The organism is Cellulosimicrobium sp. Marseille-Q8652, assembly GCF_965112045.1.
The window spans coordinates 592,671-613,689 of record NZ_CBCOPS010000001.1; the positions used below are offsets into that span (position 1 = coordinate 592,671).

13 protein-coding genes are annotated in these 21,019 nt (G+C 72.9%); 2 read left to right on the forward strand and 11 right to left on the reverse strand.

What is annotated here, in order from left to right; translation table 11 throughout:
- Nucleotides 1-9: 9 nt before the first annotated feature.
- The 9 genes from ACWPWV_RS02585 to ACWPWV_RS02625 all read right to left on the reverse strand — a co-directional run bounded on the left by ACWPWV_RS02585 (nt 10) and on the right by ACWPWV_RS02625 (nt 12,273).
- Nucleotides 10-1,008 carry a glycoside hydrolase family 43 protein gene (locus tag ACWPWV_RS02585; RefSeq protein WP_454041403.1) on the reverse strand — a complete coding sequence of 333 codons (999 nt, stop codon included), beginning with the start codon at nt 1,006-1,008 and terminating at the stop codon, nt 10-12.
- Entirely contained in the window at nt 1,005-2,513 is a 1,509-nt protein-coding gene (gene araA, locus ACWPWV_RS02590; RefSeq protein WP_454041404.1) for an L-arabinose isomerase, read from the reverse strand. The genes ACWPWV_RS02585 and araA overlap by 4 nt, the downstream gene beginning before the upstream one ends.
- A gap of 94 nt (nt 2,514-2,607) precedes the next feature.
- On the reverse strand, nt 2,608-3,354 hold the full coding sequence (locus tag ACWPWV_RS02595; RefSeq protein ID WP_454041405.1) for an L-ribulose-5-phosphate 4-epimerase: 747 nt from the start codon (nt 3,352-3,354) through the stop codon (nt 2,608-2,610).
- Nucleotides 3,351-5,039: a xylulokinase gene (locus tag ACWPWV_RS02600; RefSeq protein ID WP_454041406.1), complete on the reverse strand. Its 1,689-nt coding sequence runs from the start codon at nt 5,037-5,039 to the stop codon at nt 3,351-3,353. The genes ACWPWV_RS02595 and ACWPWV_RS02600 overlap by 4 nt, the downstream gene beginning before the upstream one ends.
- A 114-nt stretch (nt 5,040-5,153) precedes the next feature.
- A complete protein-coding gene (locus ACWPWV_RS02605) occupies nt 5,154-6,227 on the reverse strand; it encodes a LacI family DNA-binding transcriptional regulator (RefSeq protein WP_454042793.1) in 1,074 nt (357 codons plus the stop codon).
- Nucleotides 6,228-6,265: 38 nt separating this feature from the next.
- On the reverse strand, nt 6,266-7,105 hold the full coding sequence (gene proC, locus ACWPWV_RS02610) for a pyrroline-5-carboxylate reductase (RefSeq protein WP_454041407.1): 840 nt from the start codon (nt 7,103-7,105) through the stop codon (nt 6,266-6,268).
- A gap of 84 nt (nt 7,106-7,189) precedes the next feature.
- Entirely contained in the window at nt 7,190-7,849 is a 660-nt protein-coding gene (locus tag ACWPWV_RS02615; protein WP_454041408.1) for a hypothetical protein, read from the reverse strand.
- Nucleotides 7,850-8,093: 244 nt separating this feature from the next.
- A complete protein-coding gene (locus tag ACWPWV_RS02620; protein ID WP_454041409.1) occupies nt 8,094-11,273 on the reverse strand; it encodes a family 43 glycosylhydrolase in 3,180 nt (1,059 codons plus the stop codon).
- A 466-nt stretch (nt 11,274-11,739) separates the two neighbouring features.
- Nucleotides 11,740-12,273: a potassium channel family protein gene (locus tag ACWPWV_RS02625; protein ID WP_454041410.1), complete on the reverse strand. Its 534-nt coding sequence runs from the start codon at nt 12,271-12,273 to the stop codon at nt 11,740-11,742.
- An 88-nt stretch (nt 12,274-12,361) separates the two neighbouring features.
- Here ACWPWV_RS02625 and ACWPWV_RS02630 point away from each other — a divergent pair, with 88 nt between their 5' ends.
- Nucleotides 12,362-13,846 (forward strand): DNA repair protein RadA, encoded by a 1,485-nt coding sequence (locus tag ACWPWV_RS02630; protein WP_454041411.1) that lies wholly within the window; start codon nt 12,362-12,364, stop codon nt 13,844-13,846.
- 76 nt (nt 13,847-13,922) lie between these two features.
- Entirely contained in the window at nt 13,923-15,008 is a 1,086-nt protein-coding gene (disA, locus tag ACWPWV_RS02635; protein ID WP_454041412.1) for a DNA integrity scanning diadenylate cyclase DisA, read from the forward strand.
- A 165-nt stretch (nt 15,009-15,173) separates the two neighbouring features.
- Here disA and ACWPWV_RS02640 read toward each other — a convergent pair whose 3' ends face one another.
- Complete coding sequence (locus ACWPWV_RS02640) at nt 15,174-19,682, reverse strand: TIM barrel protein (RefSeq protein WP_454041413.1); 4,509 nt, start codon at nt 19,680-19,682, stop codon at nt 15,174-15,176.
- A gap of 458 nt (nt 19,683-20,140) precedes the next feature.
- The gene (locus tag ACWPWV_RS02645; RefSeq protein ID WP_454041414.1) at nt 20,141-20,983 is read right to left on the reverse strand and encodes a bestrophin-like domain; all 843 of its coding nucleotides are present in this window, start codon (nt 20,981-20,983) and stop codon (nt 20,141-20,143) included.
- Nucleotides 20,984-21,019: the final 36 nt, after the last annotated feature.

Genomic DNA, 21,019 nt, shown 5'->3' on the forward strand with positions numbered 1-21,019 from the left:
GGGTCGGGGTCAGGGGTGGAACGCCTCCGCGATCCGGTGCCACTCGTCGCCGTGCAGCGGGAGCACGACGCCGTGCTTGGTGCGGTCGGGCAGGTCGAACCCGGAGTCCACCGGCTCCCACACGCCCGAGGCGAGGTCGTCGGTGACGAACGGCCGGTAGCCCTGGCCCGCCCCGCCGTACTGGTCGACGAACAGGTACCAGCGCTCGGCGTCGTTGGCGCGGAACACCAGCGGCCCCTCGACGTGGCCGAAGCGGTCGGCGCCGATGCGCTCCGCGAGCACGACCGCGTCGTCGGACAGCGCGTGCGGCACGACGTCCATGTAGAGCTCGCGACCGCTCGGGCTGTTGTCCTTGTGGAAGCGGAACACGCGACCGTCGTGCTCGATCATCGTCGTGTCGATGGTCGTGCGGCCGGTGTCGAGCAGCACGCGCGCGGGCGAGAACGTCACGAAGTCCGTCGTCGTCGCGCAGAGGATCCGGGAGTACGACTCCCCGGCGTGATCCGCGTCCGCCGGGTCGTAGAGCGTCGACGACCAGTGCACGACGTAGTGCCCGCCGCGCGCGTCCCAGAACGCCTCGGGCGCCCACACCATCCCGGCCTCGGGGGGCGCCACGTCGACGAGCCACGGCTCGGACCACCGCACGAGGTCCGTGGAGCGCGCGACGACGAGGGACCTGCTGCCGTGGCGCTGCCACGCGTCCCAGCCCGCGTCGTCCCCGCCGAACACGCGCAGGTCCGTCGCGACGAGGAAGAACTCGTCGCCGCGGGGTGAGCGCACGACGTGCGGGTCGCGCAGGCCGGTCGTCCCGAGACGCGACTCGACGACGACGCCGACCCGGTCCCACGCCGTCGGGTCGTCACCGCGGCTCAGCGAGTAGTGGATCCGCTCCTCGTGCCCGTAGGGGTCCTCGACGAAGTGCACGAGGAGGTAGCCGAACCGGGCCCGTGCGGCCCGGTCCGGCTCCCCCGCGCCCGCGCTCGCGGGCGGCGCCTCGACCTGCGTCACAGACCCTGGGCGAGGCGGTAGTAGACCTGGTTCCAGCGCACCTGGTCGCGGAAGCCCCGGCGCGTCGTGCTCTCGTCGATGACGAGCAGCTCGGTCCCCGCGATGTCGGCGAAGATCTCGAACGCGTCGATGCCTGCGGCCGTCGACATCACGGTGTGGTGGGCGCCGCCCGCGGTCAGCCACGCCTCGGCGGACGTCGCGAAGTCGGGGCGCGGCTCCCAGACGGCGCGCGCGACCGGCAGGTGCGGCAGGGGCGCCGTCGGCGCGACGACGTCCACGACGTTGGCGGTGAGGCGGAACCGGTCGCGCATGTCCGCGAGCGACACGACGACGCCGACGCCGGGGTCCGCGTCGAACACCATGCGGACCGGGTCCTCCTTGCCGCCGATGCCCAGCGGGTGGATCTCGACGCGAGGCTTCGACGTGGTCAGCGAGGGGCAGATCTCCAGCATGTGCGCGCCGAGGATGCGCTCGCTGCCGGGCGTGAGGTCGTACGTGTAGTCCTCCATGAGCGACGCGCCGCCGGGCAGCCCCTCGCCCATGACCTTCGCGGCGCGCACGAGCACGGCCGTCTTCCAGTCGCCCTCGGCGCCGAACCCGTAGCCCTTGGACATGAGGCGCTGGACCGCGATGCCGGGGAGCTGGCGCAGGTCACCCAGGTCCTCGAAGTTCGTCGTGAAGGCCTTCGCCCCGACCGACTCGAGGAAGGTCTCGAGCGCGATCTCCTGCCGCGCGGCGTAGCGCAGCGACTCGTGCCGGTCGCCGTCCTTGCGGAGCTCGGGGACGACGTCGTACAGGGTCTCGTACTCGGCGACCAGGGCGTCCACGTCGGCCTCGGAGACGGCGTCGACCGCCGCGACGAGGTCGTTGACGCCCCACGTGTTCACGCTCACACCGAACCGCAGCTCGGCCTCGGTCTTGTCGCCCTCCGTCACCGCGACGTTGCGCATGTTGTCGCCGAACCGGGCCAGGCGCAGCTCGTGCGTCGCGGCCCAGCCCGCGGCGCCGCGGACCCAGGCGCCGACGCGCGCGGTCACCGCCGGGTTGGACACGTGCCCGACGACGGTGGTGCGGGCCACCCCGAGCCGCGTCGCGATGTACGCGTACTCGCGGTCGCCGTGCGCGGCCTGGTTGAGGTTCATGAAGTCGAAGTCGATCGTGTCCCACGGCAGCTCGACGTTCGCCTGCGTGTGCAGGTGCAGGAGCGGCTTGCGGAGCCGGTCGAGCCCGCCGATCCACATCTTGGCCGGGCTGAACGTGTGCATCCACGTCACGACGCCGAGCACGCGGTCGTCCGCGTTGGCGTCGAGCATCGCGCGACGGATCGAGACGGCGTCCTTGAGGACGGGCTTCCAGACCACGTTCGCCGGCACGTCGGACGACGCGTCGAGGGCGCGCGCGACCTCCTGCGACTGCTCGGCGACCTGCCGCAGCGTCTCCTCGCCGTACAGGTCCTGGCTCCCGGTGAGGAACCAGATCTCGCGGTCCGCGTAGGGCTTGCTCATGTCTTCCACATCTTTCGTGTCGGTCGGGCGGTCGACGCGTCGGTGCGAGGCCGCGGGGTTGCTCGGGTGGTGCGGGTCGTGCGCGGGGTCCCGGTCAGTGCTGGCCGGTCGCGGGCTGCTGCCCGTAGACGTTCTGGTAGCGCGCGTAGAGCGAGTCGACGTCGGACGGCGCGATGCGCGTCGGCTCGCCGAGCTGGCGGCTGATGTGCACGGTCCGCGCGACCTCCTCGCACATGACCGCCGCCTTGACGGCCGAGCGCGCGTCCTTGCCGATCGTGAACGGGCCGTGGTTGCGCATGAGCACCGCCGGGCTGCGCGACTCCCGCAGCGTCTCGACGATGCCGCGGCCGATGGAGTCGTCGCCGATGAGCGCGAACGGGCCGACGGGGATGTCCCCGCCGAACTCGTCGGCCATCATCGTCAGCACGCACGGCACGGCCTCGCCGCGCGCGGCCCAGGCGGTCGCGTACGTGGAGTGCGTGTGCACGACGCCGCCCACCTCGGGCATGTGCCGGTACACGTACGCGTGCGCGGCCGTGTCGGACGACGGTGCCCGGTCGCCCTCGACGAGGTTCGCGTCGAGGTCGCACACGACCATCGCCCCGGGCGTGATGTCGTCGTAGGCGACGCCGGACGGCTTGATGACCAGCAGGTCGCGGCTCCCGTCGCCGGTGCCGTCCTCGTCGGGGACCCGCACGCGCTCGGACACGTTGCCGGCGGTCCACACGACGAGCTCCCACCGGGGCAGCTCGGCGTGCAGCGCGGCGACGCGCTCCTTCGCCGCGTCGACGGCGGCGCGCAGGACGTCGGGGACGCCGGCGGTCTCGGTGGCGGTGGTCATGAGTTCTCCTGTCGTCGGGGCCGGAGCGCCGCGACGGCGGCGCGCTCGGCGGCGAGGCCGGCGTCGTAGCGCTCGAGGTAGGTGGCGAACCCGGTCACGTCCGCGGGGTCGGGGTCGACGGTCGACAGCTCGGCGGACGCGAACACGCGCTCGCTCAGGTAGGCGCCGAGCTCGAGCCCGCCCGCGGGGCCCGTGTCCGCCGGTGCGGACACGTCGGCCGCACCGGTCGCCGCGCCCTTGCCGCGCGCGAGGAGGAACGCGGCGAGCACCGCGATGCCCCAGGCGCCCCCCTCCCCGGCGGTCCGGCCCACGGTGACCGGGGCGTCGATCGCCGCCGCGAGCAGCCGCTGCGCGACGCCCTCGGTCCGGAAGATCCCTCCGTGGGCGAACATCGCGTCGATGCCGACACCTTCACCGGCGAGCACACGCATGCCGAGCGCGAGCGTGCCGAACGCGGAGTAGACCTGGGTCCGCATGAAGTTCGCGAGCGTGAGACGGCTGTCGGGCGTGCGGACGAACAGCGGACGCCCCTCGTCCAGCCCGGTGATCGGCTCGCCCGAGAGGTAGTTGTAGGCGAGCAGACCGCCGCCGTCGGCGTCGCCGTCGAGCGCCGCGCGCAGGGTCGCGCCGAACACGTCGTCGGGCGCCGCCGGTGTTCCCAGGGCCGCCGCCACCTCGCCGAAGAGCCCGGCCCACGCGCTGAGCTCGCTCGCGCCGTTGTTGCAGTGGACCATCGCGACGAGGTCGCCCGTCGGGGTCGTCACGAGGTCGAGCTCGTGGTGGACGCTCGCGAGCGGTCGCTCCAGCACGACCATCGCGAAGATGCTCGTGCCGGCGCTGACGTTGCCCGTGCGCGGCACGATGGCGTTCGTCGCCACCATCCCCGTCCCCGCGTCGCCCTCGGGCGGGCAGAACGGGACGCCGCGCCGCAGCGAGCCCGTCGGGTCGAGCCACGCCGCGCCGTCGGCCGTGAGGCGCCCGGCCTCCTGGCCCGCGACGAGCACCTCGGGGAGCAGCTCCTCGAGCTTCGGCGCCTCGCGGCGGGTCGCGAGGCGCGCGTCGAACAGGTCGAGCAGGCGGCGGTCGTAGCCGCGCGTCTCCGGGTCGACGGGGAACATGCCCGACGCGTCGCCGACCCCCAGCACGTGCCGGCCCGTCAGGCGCCGGTGCACGTAGCCCGCGAGCGTCGTCAGGGACGCGACGTCGGGCACGTGCGGCTCGTCGTCGAGGACCGCCTGGTACCAGTGCGCGACGGACCAGCGCAGCGGGATGTTGTGGCCGAGGAGCTCCGAGAGCTCGGCCGCCGCAGCGCCCGTCGACGTGTTGCGCCACGTGCGGAACGGGACGAGGAGCTCCTCGTCGGCGTCGAACGCGAGGTACCCGTGCATCATCGCGGAGACACCGAGCGCCCCGAACGTCGTGGGCCGCACGCCGTACCGCTCCTCGACGTCGGCGACGAGCTGCGCGTAGCAGTCCCGCATCCCGACCTCGACGGCGTCGAGGGAGTACGTCCACGTGCGCCCGTCGAGCTGGTTCTCCCACGCGTGGCTCCCGCTCGCGAGCGGCGTGCCGTCGGCGGCCACGAGGCACGCCTTGATCCGCGTCGACCCGAGCTCGATGCCGAGCGCGGTGTCCCCCGCGATGACGGCGGCCCGAAGGTCGCTGACGTCGTCCTGCTGCCTCATTGCTGCTGCTCCTCGTCGCGGCGTCGCGCCTCGGTCGTCGTGCACGTTGTCGTGAATGTTAGCGCTCACACTGCGCGAGGCCAACCTCCTCGGCGAAACGGGTGACAGCGCTGCTCAGCCGCGCGGGCTCGTGGTGCTCTCGCGCACGACCAGCTCGGGCGGGATGGACACGGGGCGCACCTGCGCGCCGGCGAACGCGTCGAGCATGAGCGCCATGCAGCGGCGCCCGAGCGCCGCGAACGGCTGCCGCACGGTCGTCAGCGGCGGGATGAAGTGGCCCGCGCCCGCGACGTCGTCGAACCCCACGACCGACACGTCCCGCGGCACCCGCACGCCCGACTCCCAGAAGGCGCGCAGCAGGCCGAGCGCGAGCTGGTCGTTGCCCGCGAAGACGGCGGTGGGTCCCTTGCCCGCGCGCAGGTCGGCGGCGAGCTCCCGCCCGACGGCGTACCCGCGGTCCGAGGACCAGTCGCCACGGATGGGCTCGGTGACGGGCGCGCCGCGGTCCTCGAGGGCTCGGCGCCACCCCGTCTCGCGCTCGCGCGCGTCGAACCAGTCGAGCGGGCCCGACAGGTGCACGACGGTCGCGTGGCCGAGGCCCAGCAGGTGCTCGGTCGCGAGGCGGGCCCCGAGCCGCTGGTCGACCGCGATGGGCAGGACGAGCCCCGCAGCACCGGGACGCCGCCGCGCGTCCGGGACCGCGGCGGTCCCGTTCTCGCCGCTCGGGGTCCCGTCCTCGACGCCCGGGTGGTCGCGCGCCGCGATCATGATCACGGGCACCGGCGCACGGAAGGAGTCGACCGCGTCCGCGACGTCGGACTGCGGCGCGATGACGACGATCCCCTCGACGCCCTGGTCCATGAAGTGCTCGAGCACGCGGTGCATCGTGTCGGCGTCGTAGCGGCGGATCGTCGCGACGCTCACGAAGTAGCCCTGCTCGCGCGCGGCCTCCTCGACCGCGATGAGCGTCGACGTGGGCCCGTAGAGCGCCGAGCCCGTCGTCACCACGCCGACCGTGCCGGAGCGCATCGTCACGAGCGCGCGGGCCGCGCTGTTGCGCCGGTAGCCGAGCGTCGCGATGGCGTCGAGCACCCGGTCCCGGGTCTCGGGCCGCACGCTGGGGTGCTCGTTGAGGACGCGCGAGACCGTCTGGTGGGACACGCCCGCGAGCCGCGCGACGTCGGCCATCGCGGGCGGACGCGTGCGCGGGGACGGCCCGGCGTCGGTCACTTCGCGGCCTCCCCGCCGAGGCTCGCCGCGAGCTCGGCCGAGCGGTCGCGCGCGGCCTCGAGCGCGTCGAGGAACGCGGCGCGCACGCCCCCGGCGTCGAGCTGCCGCAGCGCGGCCACGGTCGTGCCGCCGGGCGACGACACGCGCTCGCGCAGGATCGCGGGGTGCTCGCCCGTCTCGCGCAGCATGGTCGCCGCGCCGTGCACGGTCGCGGTCGCGAGCTCGAGCGCCGTCGCGCGCGTCAGGCCGAGCAGCACCCCCGCCTCCGCGAGCGCGTCGACGACGTAGAACACGTAGGCCGGACCCGATCCCGAGAGCGCGCCGACGGCGTCCTGGTCCTTCTCCGCGACGCGCACCACGAGCCCGGTCGACGCGAGGAGCCGCTCGACGAGCGCGACGTCGTCGTCCGTCGCGCCGCTGCCGCCGCTCACCGCGCTGACCCCGGCGCCGACGACCGACGGCGTGTTGGGCATGACCCGCACGACAGCGGTGCCCGCGGGCAGCCGCTCCTCGTAGAAGGACGTCGGGAGCCCGACGACGACGCTCACCACGACCGTGCCGGGCGCCACCTCGTCGTGTACCTGCGCGAGGAGACCGGCGACGTCCTTGGGCTTGACCGCGACGACCACGACCCCTGCGCCGCGCACCGCCGCGAGGTTGTCCTGCGTGACCTCGACACCGTGCTGCTCGGCGAGCTCCGCGCCCCGCTCGGGCCGGCGGACCGTCGCGACGACGTCGGCGGGCTCCCACCCGCCCGCGAGCGCTCCGGACAGGACGGTCTCGCCCATGACGCCCGTCCCGAGGACGGCGAGGCGCGGGCGGGGGAAGTCGGTCATGTGCGGTCAGCTCTCGTCCGGGAGTGGATCAGGGCATTCTTGCGCAGATGCCGCGCCCGCGGCGCCACGCCCCGGGACGGGGCATCACATCGAGTAGGCCTCGTACACGTCCTCGACGAGGTCGGCGGGCCCGGTCGCCCGGAGGACGGCAGTCTCGTTGCGCCACGTCACGGTGGCCTCACCGTCGGCGCCGGGGACCACGGCGTAGTGCCCCACGACGGCATCCTCCACGGTGACGTCGCCCTCGACCGTCGGGGTCGCGTCGCCCACGAGGTCCGTCGCCGCGACCTCCGCCTCCGCGTCGGTGGGCCACTGGCCCGCGACGACCGTCACGGTGGTCGCGCCCTCCCCCTCGGCGTCGGCGTAGACGAGCTCGTACGCCTCGAGCGCCCCCGCCGGCGTCCAGGCGTCCGTGGCCGCGTCGCTGCGCAGCGCGAGGTCGAGCACGGTCGCGGGGAGCGCCTGGGCGAAGGCCGTGGTCGACGTGCGCTCGGCGGGCTCGAGCGCCGGCGTCGGGGACTCCTCCGTCACGGTCACCGTGGGCGCCGGGTCGGCCGCCGCGTCCGAGCGCGCGAAGCCCGGCCAGACGAACGCGAGGAGCGTGACGAGCAGGGCCACGACGAGCAGGAGGACGACCACGGCGAGGAGGCGCCGTCGGCGGTAGACCTGGGCGGAGGTCGGCCTGCTGTGGCGGCGGTCGGAGGCGCCGACCGCGTCGGACGGGCGGCGGGGCGGTCCGGTCACCGGCGCCGGCGTGCCGGGGCGCGCACCGCCGCCCGGCGTACGCGTCCCGCCGGCCGGTCGGCTGCTCGTCGGCTGACCCACCACGCTCACCTCTTCCTGCGCCGCCCTCGACGACCGGGGACTCGTGGGGTCAGCGTAGGACGCCGCGGGCCCCGCCCCGCGCGACGTCCCCGGGGTGTCGGCAAGTGCGGGCGGGGCGCGCCACGCGCACCCCGCCCGCCCGTCCGGCGCAGCCGGTCGTCGGTCAGTCGCAGTCGGTCGCCGCGACCTCGGCCACCTCCTCCGTCGTGACCGTCTCGCCGTCGACGGTGCCCGTCGCACGGACGGTCACGGAGCCCGCGCCGACCTGCGTCGCGCGCACGGCGAACGACTGGTAGGCGTTCTTCCCGGGCGCGACGTCGTCGAACGACCGGGTGCCGTACGGCGTCTCCAGGACCAGGTCGACGGGACCGTCGTGGTCGTTCGTCGCGCGGACCGCGACGTACGCCTTCCCGGCGAGGCAGCGCGCCTCGGCCGTGACGGTGACGGGCACGTCCGGGTCGGGGCCGCCCGTGCCCGGGTCGTCCGCGAACGCACGCCACTCGGTGACCGCGACGGCCGAGTACGTCGTGCCGTTGCCGTTCGCCTGGAACGTCGCGCGCAACCGGGACGTCGTCACGGGGTCGAACGTGACGGTGTTGAACGCCGTCGTGCTCGTCCCGTACGCCGACGGGTTGGTGACGGGCGCCCAGGCCTGCGCGGCCTCGTCCCAGTACTCGAGGACCCACGCGTTCGGCGCGTTGACGCCGTCGCCGCTGCCCGGGGCGGAGTCGCGCCAGAACTTCAGCTCGGCCCCGGTGAGCCGGATCGGGCGGGACCAGTCGTAGCGGGTCCACAGGCTCGCCGGGCGGTTGCCGGACCAGGTGCCCCAGATCTGCGCCTGGCTCGGGTTCGCCGGGTCGGCGCCGTCGTTCAGCGCGCCGACGCTGTTCCAGCCCGCCGTGTACGACGCGCTCGCCGTCGCGATGGGCGCCACGTTGCCCGTGAGCGGCCCCGAGACGTCCGCGGGGACCGTCACGCTCTTCGGCGTCTCGACGTTGCCCGCCGCGTCGACCGCGCGGAACGAGATGCGGTGCTGGCTCGCGTCGGGCGCGGCCACGGGCTCCTCGTAGGCGGTCCACGGTCCCGTGCCGATCGCGTACTCGACCCGCACGACGCCCGACGTCGCGTCGGTGGCCGTGACCGCGACGGTGCGGGCGTCGGCGTCGAGCCTCCCGGTGCTCACCGGGGCCACGCGGTCGATCCGGACGTCGAGCGACTGCTCGGCGGACACGTTGCCCGCGCGGTCCGTCGCCGTCGCGACGACGCGGTGCTCGCCGTCGCCCGTGACCGTGACCTCGGTCGTGCGGGTCGGCTCCGTGACGACCGGCGCGCCGTCGTCCACCCGCGTGGACACGACCACGCGGCCACCCGAGTCGTCCGCGCCGTCGGCGCGCACGCGCACGTCGGACCGGAACCAGCCGTCGTTGCCCGCGCTGCCGAGCGGCGTGAGCGCGAGCGTCGGCGCGGTCTCGTCGCCCTCCACGGCCTCCGCCGGGATCACGGTGACCTCGGCGCCCACGCGTCCGCCCGCGTACCCGAGCACGGACCCCTCCACGGTGAACGTGCCGGGCGCCGCGACGTCGTCGGGCGTGACCGCGTCCCAGAAGGCCGGGACCTGGAGCGTCGTGCCGCCCGGGAAGGTGACCGGGACGGTGGCGGGCAGCTCGGTCTCGCCGACCTCGACGGTCGTCGCGGGCGGGTCGACGGCGTCGGGCTGCTGCGCGAGGACCTTCCACTCCTCGACCGCGACGGCCGAGTACGTGCTGCCGTTGGTGGAGGCGTCGAAGACCGCACGGACCTGCGTCGTGGTGACCGGGTCGAACGTCGTGTCCTGGAAGCCGGCCGTCGCGGTGCCGTACCCGCTCGGGTTCGCGACGTCGACCCACGTGCCGCCGCCGGACGCGTCCCAGTACTGGATGCGCCACGACGCGGGGGCCGCGACGCCGACGCCGGTCCCCTGCGGCTGGTCGTTCCAGAACTCGATCTGCGAGCCGGCCACGCGCATCGGCTGGTCCCACGTGTACTGCACCCACTGCTGCGGCGGGTTGCTGCCCGTCCACGTGCCCCACATGTCCGGGGGCAGCGGGTTGGGGCGGACGATCTCGTCGTTGAGCGCCTTCTTCCAGTACTGCGTCGGCACGGGCTCGTTCGAGACCGTGACCGTCGCCTCCTGCGCGACGTTCGCGCGCGGCGTCGTGTCCTGCGTCCTCGCCGGCGTCGTGACGACCTGCTTCATGCGCGGCGGCGTCTGCGTGTCGTCCCACTCGACGCGGTCGATCGCGACCGAGCGCCGGAAGTGGTTCCCGCCCTCGGCGTCGGCCGTGTGGTACGCGATCCACCACTCGCCGTCGAGCTCGACTATGCCGGGGTGGCTCGTCGTCGACGAGACGGGCGCGAGGATCGTCCCGCGGTACGTCCACGGGCCCTGCGGCGACGACGCGGTGCCGTACGCGATGCACGCGTGGTAGTTCGCCGGGGTGCACTGCGAGGTGGGGCCGGCGTTGTTGCCGGCGTACGCGAGGTAGTAGGTGCCGTTCCGCTCGAACGCCCACGCAGCCTCGAAGAACCCCGTGAGGCCGGTGACGGTCCGGACGGTGCCGACGGGCGTCCTCATGTCCTGGCCGAGCTCGAGCATGCGCAGGTTGCCGAAGCTGCCCCAGTACATGAAGACGCGCGCGTCAGCGTCGCCAGGTCCCTCGCCGTCCACGAGCACCGTGGGATCGATGTTGTGGATCGTGTTCGCGGTCGGGACGCGCTGGGAGATGATCGGCGCGCCGACGTGGTCCGTCCAGGGACCCGTCGGGCTGTCGGAGACCGCGACGCCGATGCCGAACGTGTCGCTCGCCGTGCTCGCCGCCTCGTTGACCGGGACGTACCAGTAGTAGCGGCCGTCGACGCCCGCCACGACCTGGCCCGCGTACGCGCGGCCCGGCGTGGCCCAGTCGAAGACCTCCTCGGGGCGCATGAGCGACGGGTGGTGGGTCCACTCGCCCGCGTCGACGTCGCTCGTGACGAACGCGCCCCACTCGTTCATGATGAAGTCGTTCTGGCGGGGTCCCGCCTCGTCGTGGCCGGTGTAGACGTAGAGCTGGTCCTCCGCCGTGTCGTTGCCGGGCGCGCCGGCCGGGACCACGAGCGGGGCCGGGTCCGCCGAGTAGTAGCTCCCGTCGTCGAGGATCGGGTTCTCCGTGCTCGTGAAGGTGTACGGGTCGGCGGCCGACGCCGGGCCCGCCGACACGGCGACGGCACCGAGGGCGAGGACGAGTGCGAGGGGCGCGGCGACCGCGCCGGCGAGCGCGCCGGATCGTGAGCGCGCTCGCCCCCTCGTGCGGTGGATGGTCATCTGGTCTCCTGACGGTCGGCGCGAGACGTCGTCGTCTGCTCGCGCGGAGAGGGTCGTGCGCCCCGGGAGTTCCCTCGGCCCCCGGGACGCACGGTCTGGGGCGCCCGTGCCGGCGGGCGCTGACCGGTGCTCGACCGGCTCGTGGCGGTGACGTCCCCGCGCCGCGGCGCGGGGGTCGGACACGTCACCGCCGCCGGAGCGGCACCGTCGTGGTGCTCGGCGGGACGTGTGGTGCGGTGCTGCGTCGCGCTCGCGTCGTCACGGGCGTGCACCTCTCCTCGTCGAGATGGGACCTGCAGGGCAAACATGCCACAGACAGAAACTGCACCGCAATGGGTTTCGGTCTTAGGTCGATCCGCCACGCACACCGCCTGCCGCCCGCTGACCCACTCGGTGCCCAGGACCGTTGGGATCACGCCGATCCGCCGCGCCGCGGCCGAGTGGGACCGGTGCCCGGCGCCCGAAATCAGATCTTGCGGTTTTCGGTGCGGGTGGCGTGCTCGCGGCGCGCCGCTCGGGCACGGGCCCGGCTCGTCGCGACGGAGACGAGCAGCCCGACCACGACGAGGTCGAGCACGATCTGCACCATGGTCACGATCCGGGCTCCCTCCCCGACGGGGTGCACGTCGCCGTAGCCGACGGTGCCGAGCGTGACCACGGCGAAGTACAGCGCGTCGGTCCGGTTCTCGATCCCCACGAACTGGTCGGCCATGAGGTAGTAGACGAGCGCGAAGAAGACGATGACGGGGAGCAGCAGGCCCACGACCGACTGGACGCGCACGCTGGCCTCCTCGCCGGCGAGCACCTGCCGCCGGACCTGCACGGCGAGCACCCCGCACAGCAGGACGAGGCCGGCGACGAAGAGGACGACCTGCAGCACCGCGGGCGCCTTGTCGTCGCGCGGCAGCGGCACGCCGTAGTAGACGACGAGACAGGCCGTGATCGAGGCGAGCGTGAGGATCGGCGTCCACCACGGGCTGTCGTGCGGGAGGGTGCGCATGGGCCCAGGATCCCGCTCCGAGGGCTTCTCGTCGCGGGATCCGGCTCGAGGTTCCGTTCGTGTCGGCGGGCGTGGCTAGGTTGGGGCGGTGACATCGTCGACGAGCGCCCCCGCGCGCGGCTCCGCCAAGCGCTCCCGTCCCGCCTACCGCTGCAGCGAGTGCGGCTGGACGACCGCGAAGTGGGTGGGCCGCTGCGGGGAGTGCCAGGAGTGGGGCACGGTCACGGAGGACTCCCCCGCGGCGTCCGGCCCCCGCACCACGGCGGTGAACCCGACGCGCTCGCCGGCGCGACCGATCGGTGAGATCGACGTCGAGGCCGCGCGTGCGACACCGACCGGCGTCGCCGAGTTCGACCGCGTGCTGGGCGGCGGCATCGTCCCGGGGGCGGTCGTGCTGCTCGCGGGCGAGCCGGGAGTGGGCAAGTCCACGCTCCTGCTCGCCGTCGCGAGCAACGTCGCGTCGGGCGGCTCGGACCTGCCGACCGCGACGCGCGGCGCAGCGCCCGGCACCCTCCCGGGCACCGCGGTGGCCCCGCGCCGCGTCCTGTACGTCACCGGGGAGGAGTCCGCGGGCCAGGTGCGCCTGCGCGCCGAGCGCGTCGGCGCGCTCGCACCCGGTCTCCTGCTCGCCGCCGAGACGGACCTCGCGACCGTGCTCGGGCACATCGAGGCCACCGACCCCGACCTGCTCGTCGTGGACTCGGTGCAGACGATCGGGTCCACGGAGGTCGACGGCTCGCCGGGCGGCGTGAGCCAGGTGCGCGAGGTGGCGGCCGCGCTCATCGGGGCGGCGAAGGCGCGCGACCTCCCGGTGATCCTCGTCGGGCACGTGACGAAGGACGGCTCGGTCGCGGGGCCGCGGACGCTCGAGCACCTCGTCGACGTCGTGTGCCAGTTCGAGGGCGACCGGCACTCGCGACTACGCCTCGTGCGGGCCGTCAAGAACCGCTACGGCCCGACGGACGAGGTCGGGTGCTTCGACCTCACCGAGGACGGCATCGTCGGGCTGGCCGACCCGAGCGGCCTGTTCCTCTCCCACACGGGCGCGGGCGTCCCCGGCACGTGCATCTCCGTGACCGTCGAGGGGCGCCGGCCCCTCGCGCTCGAGATCCAGGCGCTCACCGTCCCGAGCTCGCTGAACAACCCGCGGCGCACCACGAGCGGCGTCGACTCGAGCCGCCTCGCGATGATCCTCGCCGTGATGCACCGGCACGCCGGCGTGCGGCTCGTCGACCAGGACGTCTACGTCTCGACGATCGGCGGCGCGAAGGTCTCCGAGCCGGCGGCCGACCTCGCGATCGCGCTCTCCGTGCTGTCCGCGCGCGAGGACCAGGCGCTGCCGCCCGGCACCGTCGCGTTCGGCGAGGTCGGTCTCGCGGGCGACATCCGCCCCGTCAGCGGCCTCGACCGCCGGCTCGCGGAGGCTGCCCGGCTCGGGTTCACGCGCGCGGTCGTACCGCGGGGCTCGTTCCCCCGACCCGTCGAGGGGATGACCGTGCACGCGGCCCGGCACCTCGGGGAGGCGTTCGAGCTGGCCCGCACGCCGGAGGCGCCGCGCCCGTCGGGACCGTGACCGGATCGTGACCGGTTTCCCGCTCGGCGCCGCGCCGTCAGGGGTCCGGGAGGACGCCGCAGCGTAGGATTTCGTCGTGGCCAACTCTCCCGCGCACCCCGACGAGCTGCTCCGGGAAACCCTTGCCGCCGTCGCACCCGGCACGGAGCTGCGCGACGGCCTCGAACGCATCCTGCGCGGACGCACGGGAGCGCTCATCGTCCTCGGCCTGGACCGGGTCGTCGAGGAGATGTGCTCGGGCGGGTTCGTGCTCGACGTCGGGTTCTCCGCGACGCGGCTGCGCGAGCTGTCGAAGATGGACGGCGCCGTCGTGCTCGACCGTGAGGCGAACCGCATCCTGCGCGCCGCGGTCCAGCTCCTCCCGGACCCCACGATCGAGACCACCGAGTCCGGGACGCGCCACCGCACCGCCGAGCGCGTCGCGAAGCAGGCGGGCTTCCCCGTCATCTCCGTGAGCCAGTCGATGCGGATCGTCGCGCTCTACGTCGGCGGCCAGCGGCACGTGCTCGAGGACTCCGACACGATCCTGTCGCGCGCGAACCAGGCCCTCGCGACGCTCGAGCGCTACCGCGCGCGCCTCGACGAGGTCTCGGGGACGCTCTCCGCGCTCGAGATCGAGGACCTCGTCACCGTCCGCGACGTGTGCGCCGTCGTGCAGCGGCTCGAGATGGTGGCGCGCATCTCCGAGGAGATCGCCGGGTATGTCATCGAGCTCGGCACCGACGGCCGCCTCCTCGCCCTCCAGCTCGACGAGCTCATGGGCGGCATCGGCTCGGACCGCGAGTTCGTGATCCGCGACTACGTCGACCTCGGCCGCAAGGACCGCTCGCTCGCCGAGGTGCAGAAGTCGCTCGGCGGCCTCGACTCGACCCAGCTGCTCGACCTCGGCCAGATCGGCCGCGTTCTCGACCTCCCGGGTGGTGGCGACGCGCTCGACGCGGCCGTCGCGCCCCACGGCTTCCGGCTCCTGTCGAAGGTGCCCCGCCTGCCCGGGACCATCATCGACCGGCTCGTCGCCCACTTCGGCGGCCTGCAGAAGCTCCTCGCCGCCAGCATCGACGACCTCATGGCCGTCGACGGCGTGGGCGAGCAGCGTGCGCGGGCCGTGCGGGAAGGCCTCTCGCGTCTCGCCGAGTCGAGCATCCTCGAGCGCTACGTCTGACCCCTCGGGCCGTTCCGGCACGACGTCGTGCGGCCACCGACGGCGCCCGCCACCTCCCTGACGCAGCAGTGTGCCCGCCCCGGTCGCGAGACCGGGACGGGCACACCGTCCGTCCGGGACGGGTGAGGCGGAGTCGGACCCCGCCTCACCCGTCGTCAGGGTTCGTCAGCCGCAGCTGTGCGCGGCGTACTCGGTCTCGACCGTGGCCGTCCCTCCCTCGGCGTCCGTCGCGGTGACGGTGGTCGTCCCACCGTCGACCGCCTCGCCCCGGGTGTTGAACGACTGGTAGGCGTTCTTGCCCGGTGCGACGTTCTCGAACGTCTTGCTGCCGTAGGGCGTCTCGATCGAGATCGTGAGCGGGACGTCCTCGTCGTTGAGCGCGCGGACCGCGAGGTAGGCGTTGCCGGCGAGGCACCTCGCCTGCGCCGTCACCGCGACCGTGCGCTCGTTCTCCCCGGCCGGGATGCCGGTGAGGTACTCGAACCCGGTGGTCACGAAGTCCTCGCCGTCAGGAGCCCGGTCGTACTCCATGACGTAGTACGCGACACCGGCCTCCTGGCCGGCGGCCAGGATCTCCTGCAGCGGCATGTCGCCCTCACCGAGGTTGGTGAACGTCGGACGACCACCGGCGTTGAGGTTGACCGCGTCCTTGACGTGCAGGAGCTCGATCCGGTCGCCGTACTCCTCGATCAGCGCCGGCACGTCGACACCCGCGTGAGCCGCCCACGCCACGTCCAGCTGGAACGTCACGTACTCCGGGTTCGTCTCGCGGACCAGGATCTCCCAGGCCGAGAGCGTCTCACCCTCGTGCTCGTACGTCGTGCGGAACTCCTGGTCGTGGTTGTGGCCGAAGAACTTCTCCAGCCCCGCGTCCACGGCCCGCTCACCGAGACGGTTCATCGCCTCGGCCGTGGCCAGCGTGTTCTCGTACGTGCCGATCCCCGGTGCGGGGAAGCCACCCGAGCCCACGTACTCCTGACCCAGCGTCGTGACGTACTCCAGGGTCTCGTCGAACGTGTCCTCGTTCACGTTGTAGTGCGACGACTTCACGCTCAGGCCGTACGAGTCGGCCAGCGCCTTGAACTCCTCGGCCGTGTAGCCCGCGAAGTTCCCGCCGAACGGCTCGATGTTCTGGAAGCCGATCTCGCTCAGACGCTCGAGCACGGCCGGAAGACCGACCTCGCTGACCCACGGGGTGAGCGAGAACATCTGGACCGACACCTGCTCCACGGGGACCGTGACCGGCTCCTGCGGCTCGCCGGCCGGCAGGCCGGTCAGGTACTCGTACCCGGTGGTCACGAAGTCCTCGCCCTCGGGAGCCAGGTCGTACTCCATGACGTAGTACGCGACACCGGCCTCCTGGCCGGCGGCCAGGATCTCCTGCAGCGGGACGTCGCCCTCACCGAGGTTGGTGAACGTCGGACGACCACCGGCGTTGAGGTTGACCGCGTCCTTGACGTGCAGGAGCTCGATCCGGTCGCCGTACTCCTCGATCAGCGCCGGCACGTCGACACCCGCGTGAGCCGCCCACGCCACGTCCAGCTGGAACGTCACGTACTCCGGGTTCGTCTCGCGGACCAGGATCTCCCAGGCCGAGAGCGTCTCGCCCTCGTGCTCGTACGTCGTGCGGAACTCCTGGTCGTGGTTGTGGCCGAAGAACTTCTCCAGCCCCGCGTCCACGGCCCGCTCACCGAGACGGTTCATCGCCTCGGCCGTGGCCAGCGTGTTCTCGTACGTGCCGATCCCCGGTGCGGGGAAGCCACCCGAGCCCACGTACTCCTGACCCAGCGTCGTGACGTACTCCAGGGTCTCGTCGAACGTGTCCTCGTTCACGTTGTAGTGCGACGACTTCACGCTCAGACCGTACGAGTCGGCCAGCGCCTTGAACTCCTCGGCCGTGTAGCCCGCGAAGTTCCCGCCGAACGGCTCGATGTTCTGGAAGCCGATCTCGCTCAGACGCTCGAGCACGGCCTCCAGACCCGCCTCCTCGACCCACGGGATCAGCGAGAACATCTGGACCGACACCTGCTCCACCGGCACGGTGACCGGCTCGACCGGCGGCTCGCCGACGGCGAAGGACACCTGGTCGACGTCCACCCCGCCCGTGCTCGTCACGACGATCGAGCCCGAGCCCTCGGGCACGCTGCTCAGCCACTCCGTGACGTCCTGCCAGCCCTCGCCCGTGAACTCGAACTCGGCGAGCGGCTCGGTGCCCTCGGTGCCCTCGGCCGTCCAGCCCAGGGACACGGTGCCCTCGCCGCTGCCGCGGACGGTGATGCCGTTGATGGCCTCACCGGTCGGGGCGTGGTGCAGCGCGATCGGCGCGTAGGTGAACGAGTCGCCCTCGTCGAGCGAGGACACGTAGCCCCCGGCTCCGGCGGACGCGTCGTCCACGACCTCGACACCCTCGGCCGCGTCGTACCACTCGGCCTGCTGCACCTCGGGCTTGAGGATGTGCGTCGCCTCACCGGTCGTCGCGGGCACCTGGCCCTGCGCCGTGTCGGTGTAGGTCACGACGAGGGTGCCGAAGATCTTCTCGCCCTCACCGTGCTCGACGGCGTCCGCGCTCGTCTGGATCGTGAACCCGCAGCCGGCCTCCGTGGCCGCCGCGCGCCCGCTCACCTCGGGGTGCGCGTGGGTGTTGTGACCGAGACCGAACGTGTACTGGATGTTGCGGCACGTCGGCTGGTTGCCGTCCTCGGCGTCCTCCACCGAGACGGTGTACGGCACGGCGTCGCCCCAGTCGAAGATCGCGCCGTCCGGCTGGTCCAGCGTGATCACCGGGGCCGTGTTGCCGACCGTGATCTGCTGGATGGCGAGGCCGAAGTTGCCCTCGGGGTCGGTGACCCGCAGCTGCACGTTGAACTGACCGAGCTCCGTGAACGTGTGCGTCACGGTCTCGCCCTGGGCGTCGTACTCACCGTCGGCGTCGAAGTCCCAGTCGAACGTGAGCTCGGCGTTGGGCGTCTCCGCGTCGGACGTCGCCGACGCGTCGAACGTCACCTCCAGCGGCGCGGTGCTGCCGGAGACCGGGTCGGCGGAGATGGACGCGCGCGGGGTGGCGTTGTCGGCCCCGTAGGTGATCTTGTACAGGCCCGCGTCGGGGTTCTGGCGGAAGAAGCCGTCACCGTACTCGAGCACGTAGAGGGCGCCGTCGGGACCGAACTCCATGTCCATGACGTTGTCCCAGATCGGCTGGCCGACCGTCTGCAGGTGGGCGTTCGGCAGGAAGTCCTCGACCTGCGTCACGACCCCGTCGGACGAGAGCTCGTCCAGCGTGAGCGCGACGACGTAGTCCTGGGAGAACTCCGCCATGAGCGGGTGCCCGTCCCAGTACTCGGGGAACTTGACGTCCGAGTCGAGGTTCTCGTCGAAGCGGTAGATCGGCCCGCCCATGGGCGCCTGGCCGCCGCCGCCCAGCTCGACCAGCGGGTCGAGGACCTCGGGCTGGTCGCCCGGGTTGTCACCGTAGTAGACCTGCGGCGCGACGACCGTCGGCACCTGGTCGAGCCCGGTGTTCCACGTCGAGTTGTTCTCGGGACCGGCCTCGCAGTCGAAGAACTGGTCGCCCGGCGTACCGGTCGCGTAGTCCCACTCGTTGTAGGCGGCGTTCGGTCCGTGGCAGTACGGCCAGCCACCGTTCATGGGCTCGGTCGTGAGCTGCCACTCGACGTAGCCCATCGGACCGCGGTCGGCCTGCGCGGCTCCGGCGTCCGGGCCGTAGTCGCCCCAGGACAGCGAGGCCGACTCGAGGTCGTAGTCGATCCGGAACGGGTTGCGCACACCCATCACGTAGATCTCCTCGCGCACCAGGTCGGGCTCCTCGGCGCCGTCGAACAGGTTGCCCTCGGGGATCGTGTAGGTGCTGCCGGGGCCGACCTCGGTGTCCGCCGCCAGGTCCTCGATCGGGTTGATGCGCAGGATCTTGCCGCGCAGGTCGTTGGTGCTGCCCGCGCCGCGTCGAGCGTCGAAGCCGGGGTTCATGCCGGGCGCGTTGTTGATCGGCGCGTAGCCGTTGGCACCCGGGGTACCGGCCGGGGTGTTGTCACCGGTCGACAGGAACAGGTTGCCGTCGGCGTCCCAGGCCATGTCCGCCCCGACGTGGCAGCACTGACCGCGCTGGGCGTCGACCTTGATGATCTCGCGCTCGCTGGACAGGTCGAGCGTGCCGGCCTCCGGGTCCCACGTGAACCGGGAGAGCTGGTTGTAGCCGAGCCACTGGTCCCAGTAGCTCTCGTCCTCGCCCGCGGGCAGCGAGTTCGGCGCGCTCCCCTGCGGGGTGGTCTCGGGGTACTCGACCCCGCTCGGCGACGTGCCCTCCATCACGCGGGGCGCGTACACGAGGTAGACCCAGTTGTTCTCCTCGAAGTTCGGGTCGAGCGAGACGCCCTGCAGCCCGTCCTCGGAGTTCGCGTAGACGTCGAGCTGGGCGGCCTGCGTCGTCCGCCCGGTCGCCGGGTCGGTGAGCCGCACGACGCCGTTGCGGGCGGTGTGCAGGATCCGGGAGTCGGGGAGCACGGCCAGGTCGATCGGCTCGCCCGTGTTCTTCGTGATCAGGGTCTTCTCGTACTGGTTCCAGTCCGTCGCCGGATCCCCGGCAGGCGGTGGATCCTCATGACCGGGATGAGCGCTCGCCCCGCTGATCGACAGGGGTACCACCACTGCGGCGGACACCGCCGCGGCGATGGTTCGGGACAGCCATCGGCGGCCCGTGGTTGGTCTGTGCACAACGTCCTCCTTGACGTGGATCGAGGAGCCGGCGGCCCGGATCCTGAGCAAGGCGTCGTGACCGTTCGTCGTGCCGCCCCGCACGGATCGGTGGACCTCCAGACAGGCTGGGAGCCCTCTGCGACGAGAGCCCCACCGCGACGACGGGAGAGTTCTCCCGCGTCACGCGGTCGACCCTACCCCGCACTTTTGCCGATGCCAATACGAAAGTTGATTACTTCGCGCCCAGTTGCGACCGCGCATCGTTTGAAGTAAAGAGCCTCCCGTGGGTCGGCGAGCGGCGGCCCCGTCCGCCCAGAGGGCCGCCCCCGAGCGGGCCGCCCTCGGTCCTGTCAGGAGTTGTCAGGAGCTGTTCACGGGCTGTCAGGAGCGGTCAGGAGCGGCAGGCGGCCGGCACGGAGCGGTCACGACCCGCCCGCCGCGGCCAGCGGCCGTCCCTGCTCGTCGCACGGCGCGTCGACGACGACGCCCGCCGCGTCGGACTCGAGCTCGAGCAGCACGAGGGTGCGTTCCATCGCCGTCGGCCGGAGCTTGCCGACCTCGTGGCCGTGCGGACGGTCGAAGAACGCGAGGAGGCACAGCAGGAGGGTGATGACCAGGACGACGCTGCCCATGAGGACACCCTGGGTGGCCGCCCCCTCGGCGGAGTCGGCGAAGAACAGGAGGAGGACGAAGATCGTCGCGGAGACGGCATAGAGGACGAGCCACAGCGGCAGCGGGATGAGTCCCTCGGCGCCGTGCACCCGCGACTGGCGCGCCTCCTCGCGGTCCGCCTCCTGGGCGAGCCACCGGTCGTACGCGGACTGCTCCGTGTCGGAGGCCGGAACGACCCCGCGGATCGTCTCGAAGAGCTCGACGCCCCAGGGGTTCACGGCGTCACCGAGCTCCCCGTCCGCCATCTGCTCCCACTCGAGGCTGACCACCGACCGGGCGTAGCACACGAGCTCGCCGGAGAGCTCGGCGGCGTCGGGGTCGGCGAGGAACTGCGCCGTCTCGAGCTGCTGCACGACGATCCGCGCCTCGGCCTGGGCGCCGGTTCGCGCCTCGTCGTACGACTCGAAGGCGAGGAAGACGATGAAGCCGAGGAGCACCGAGAACCCGGTGGCGACGACGCCGAAGACGCCGGCCGCCCGGTCGCCGTCGGCGAACCTGCTGCCGGCCGGCGCGCGGCGACGCGCGAACAGCATCGCCACGACCGCCAGCGCGGTCACGACCGCCGTCACGACCGCACCGACGAGGATGCTCACGGCCTCGCCACCATCACGCCACCCCACCCCACGTCG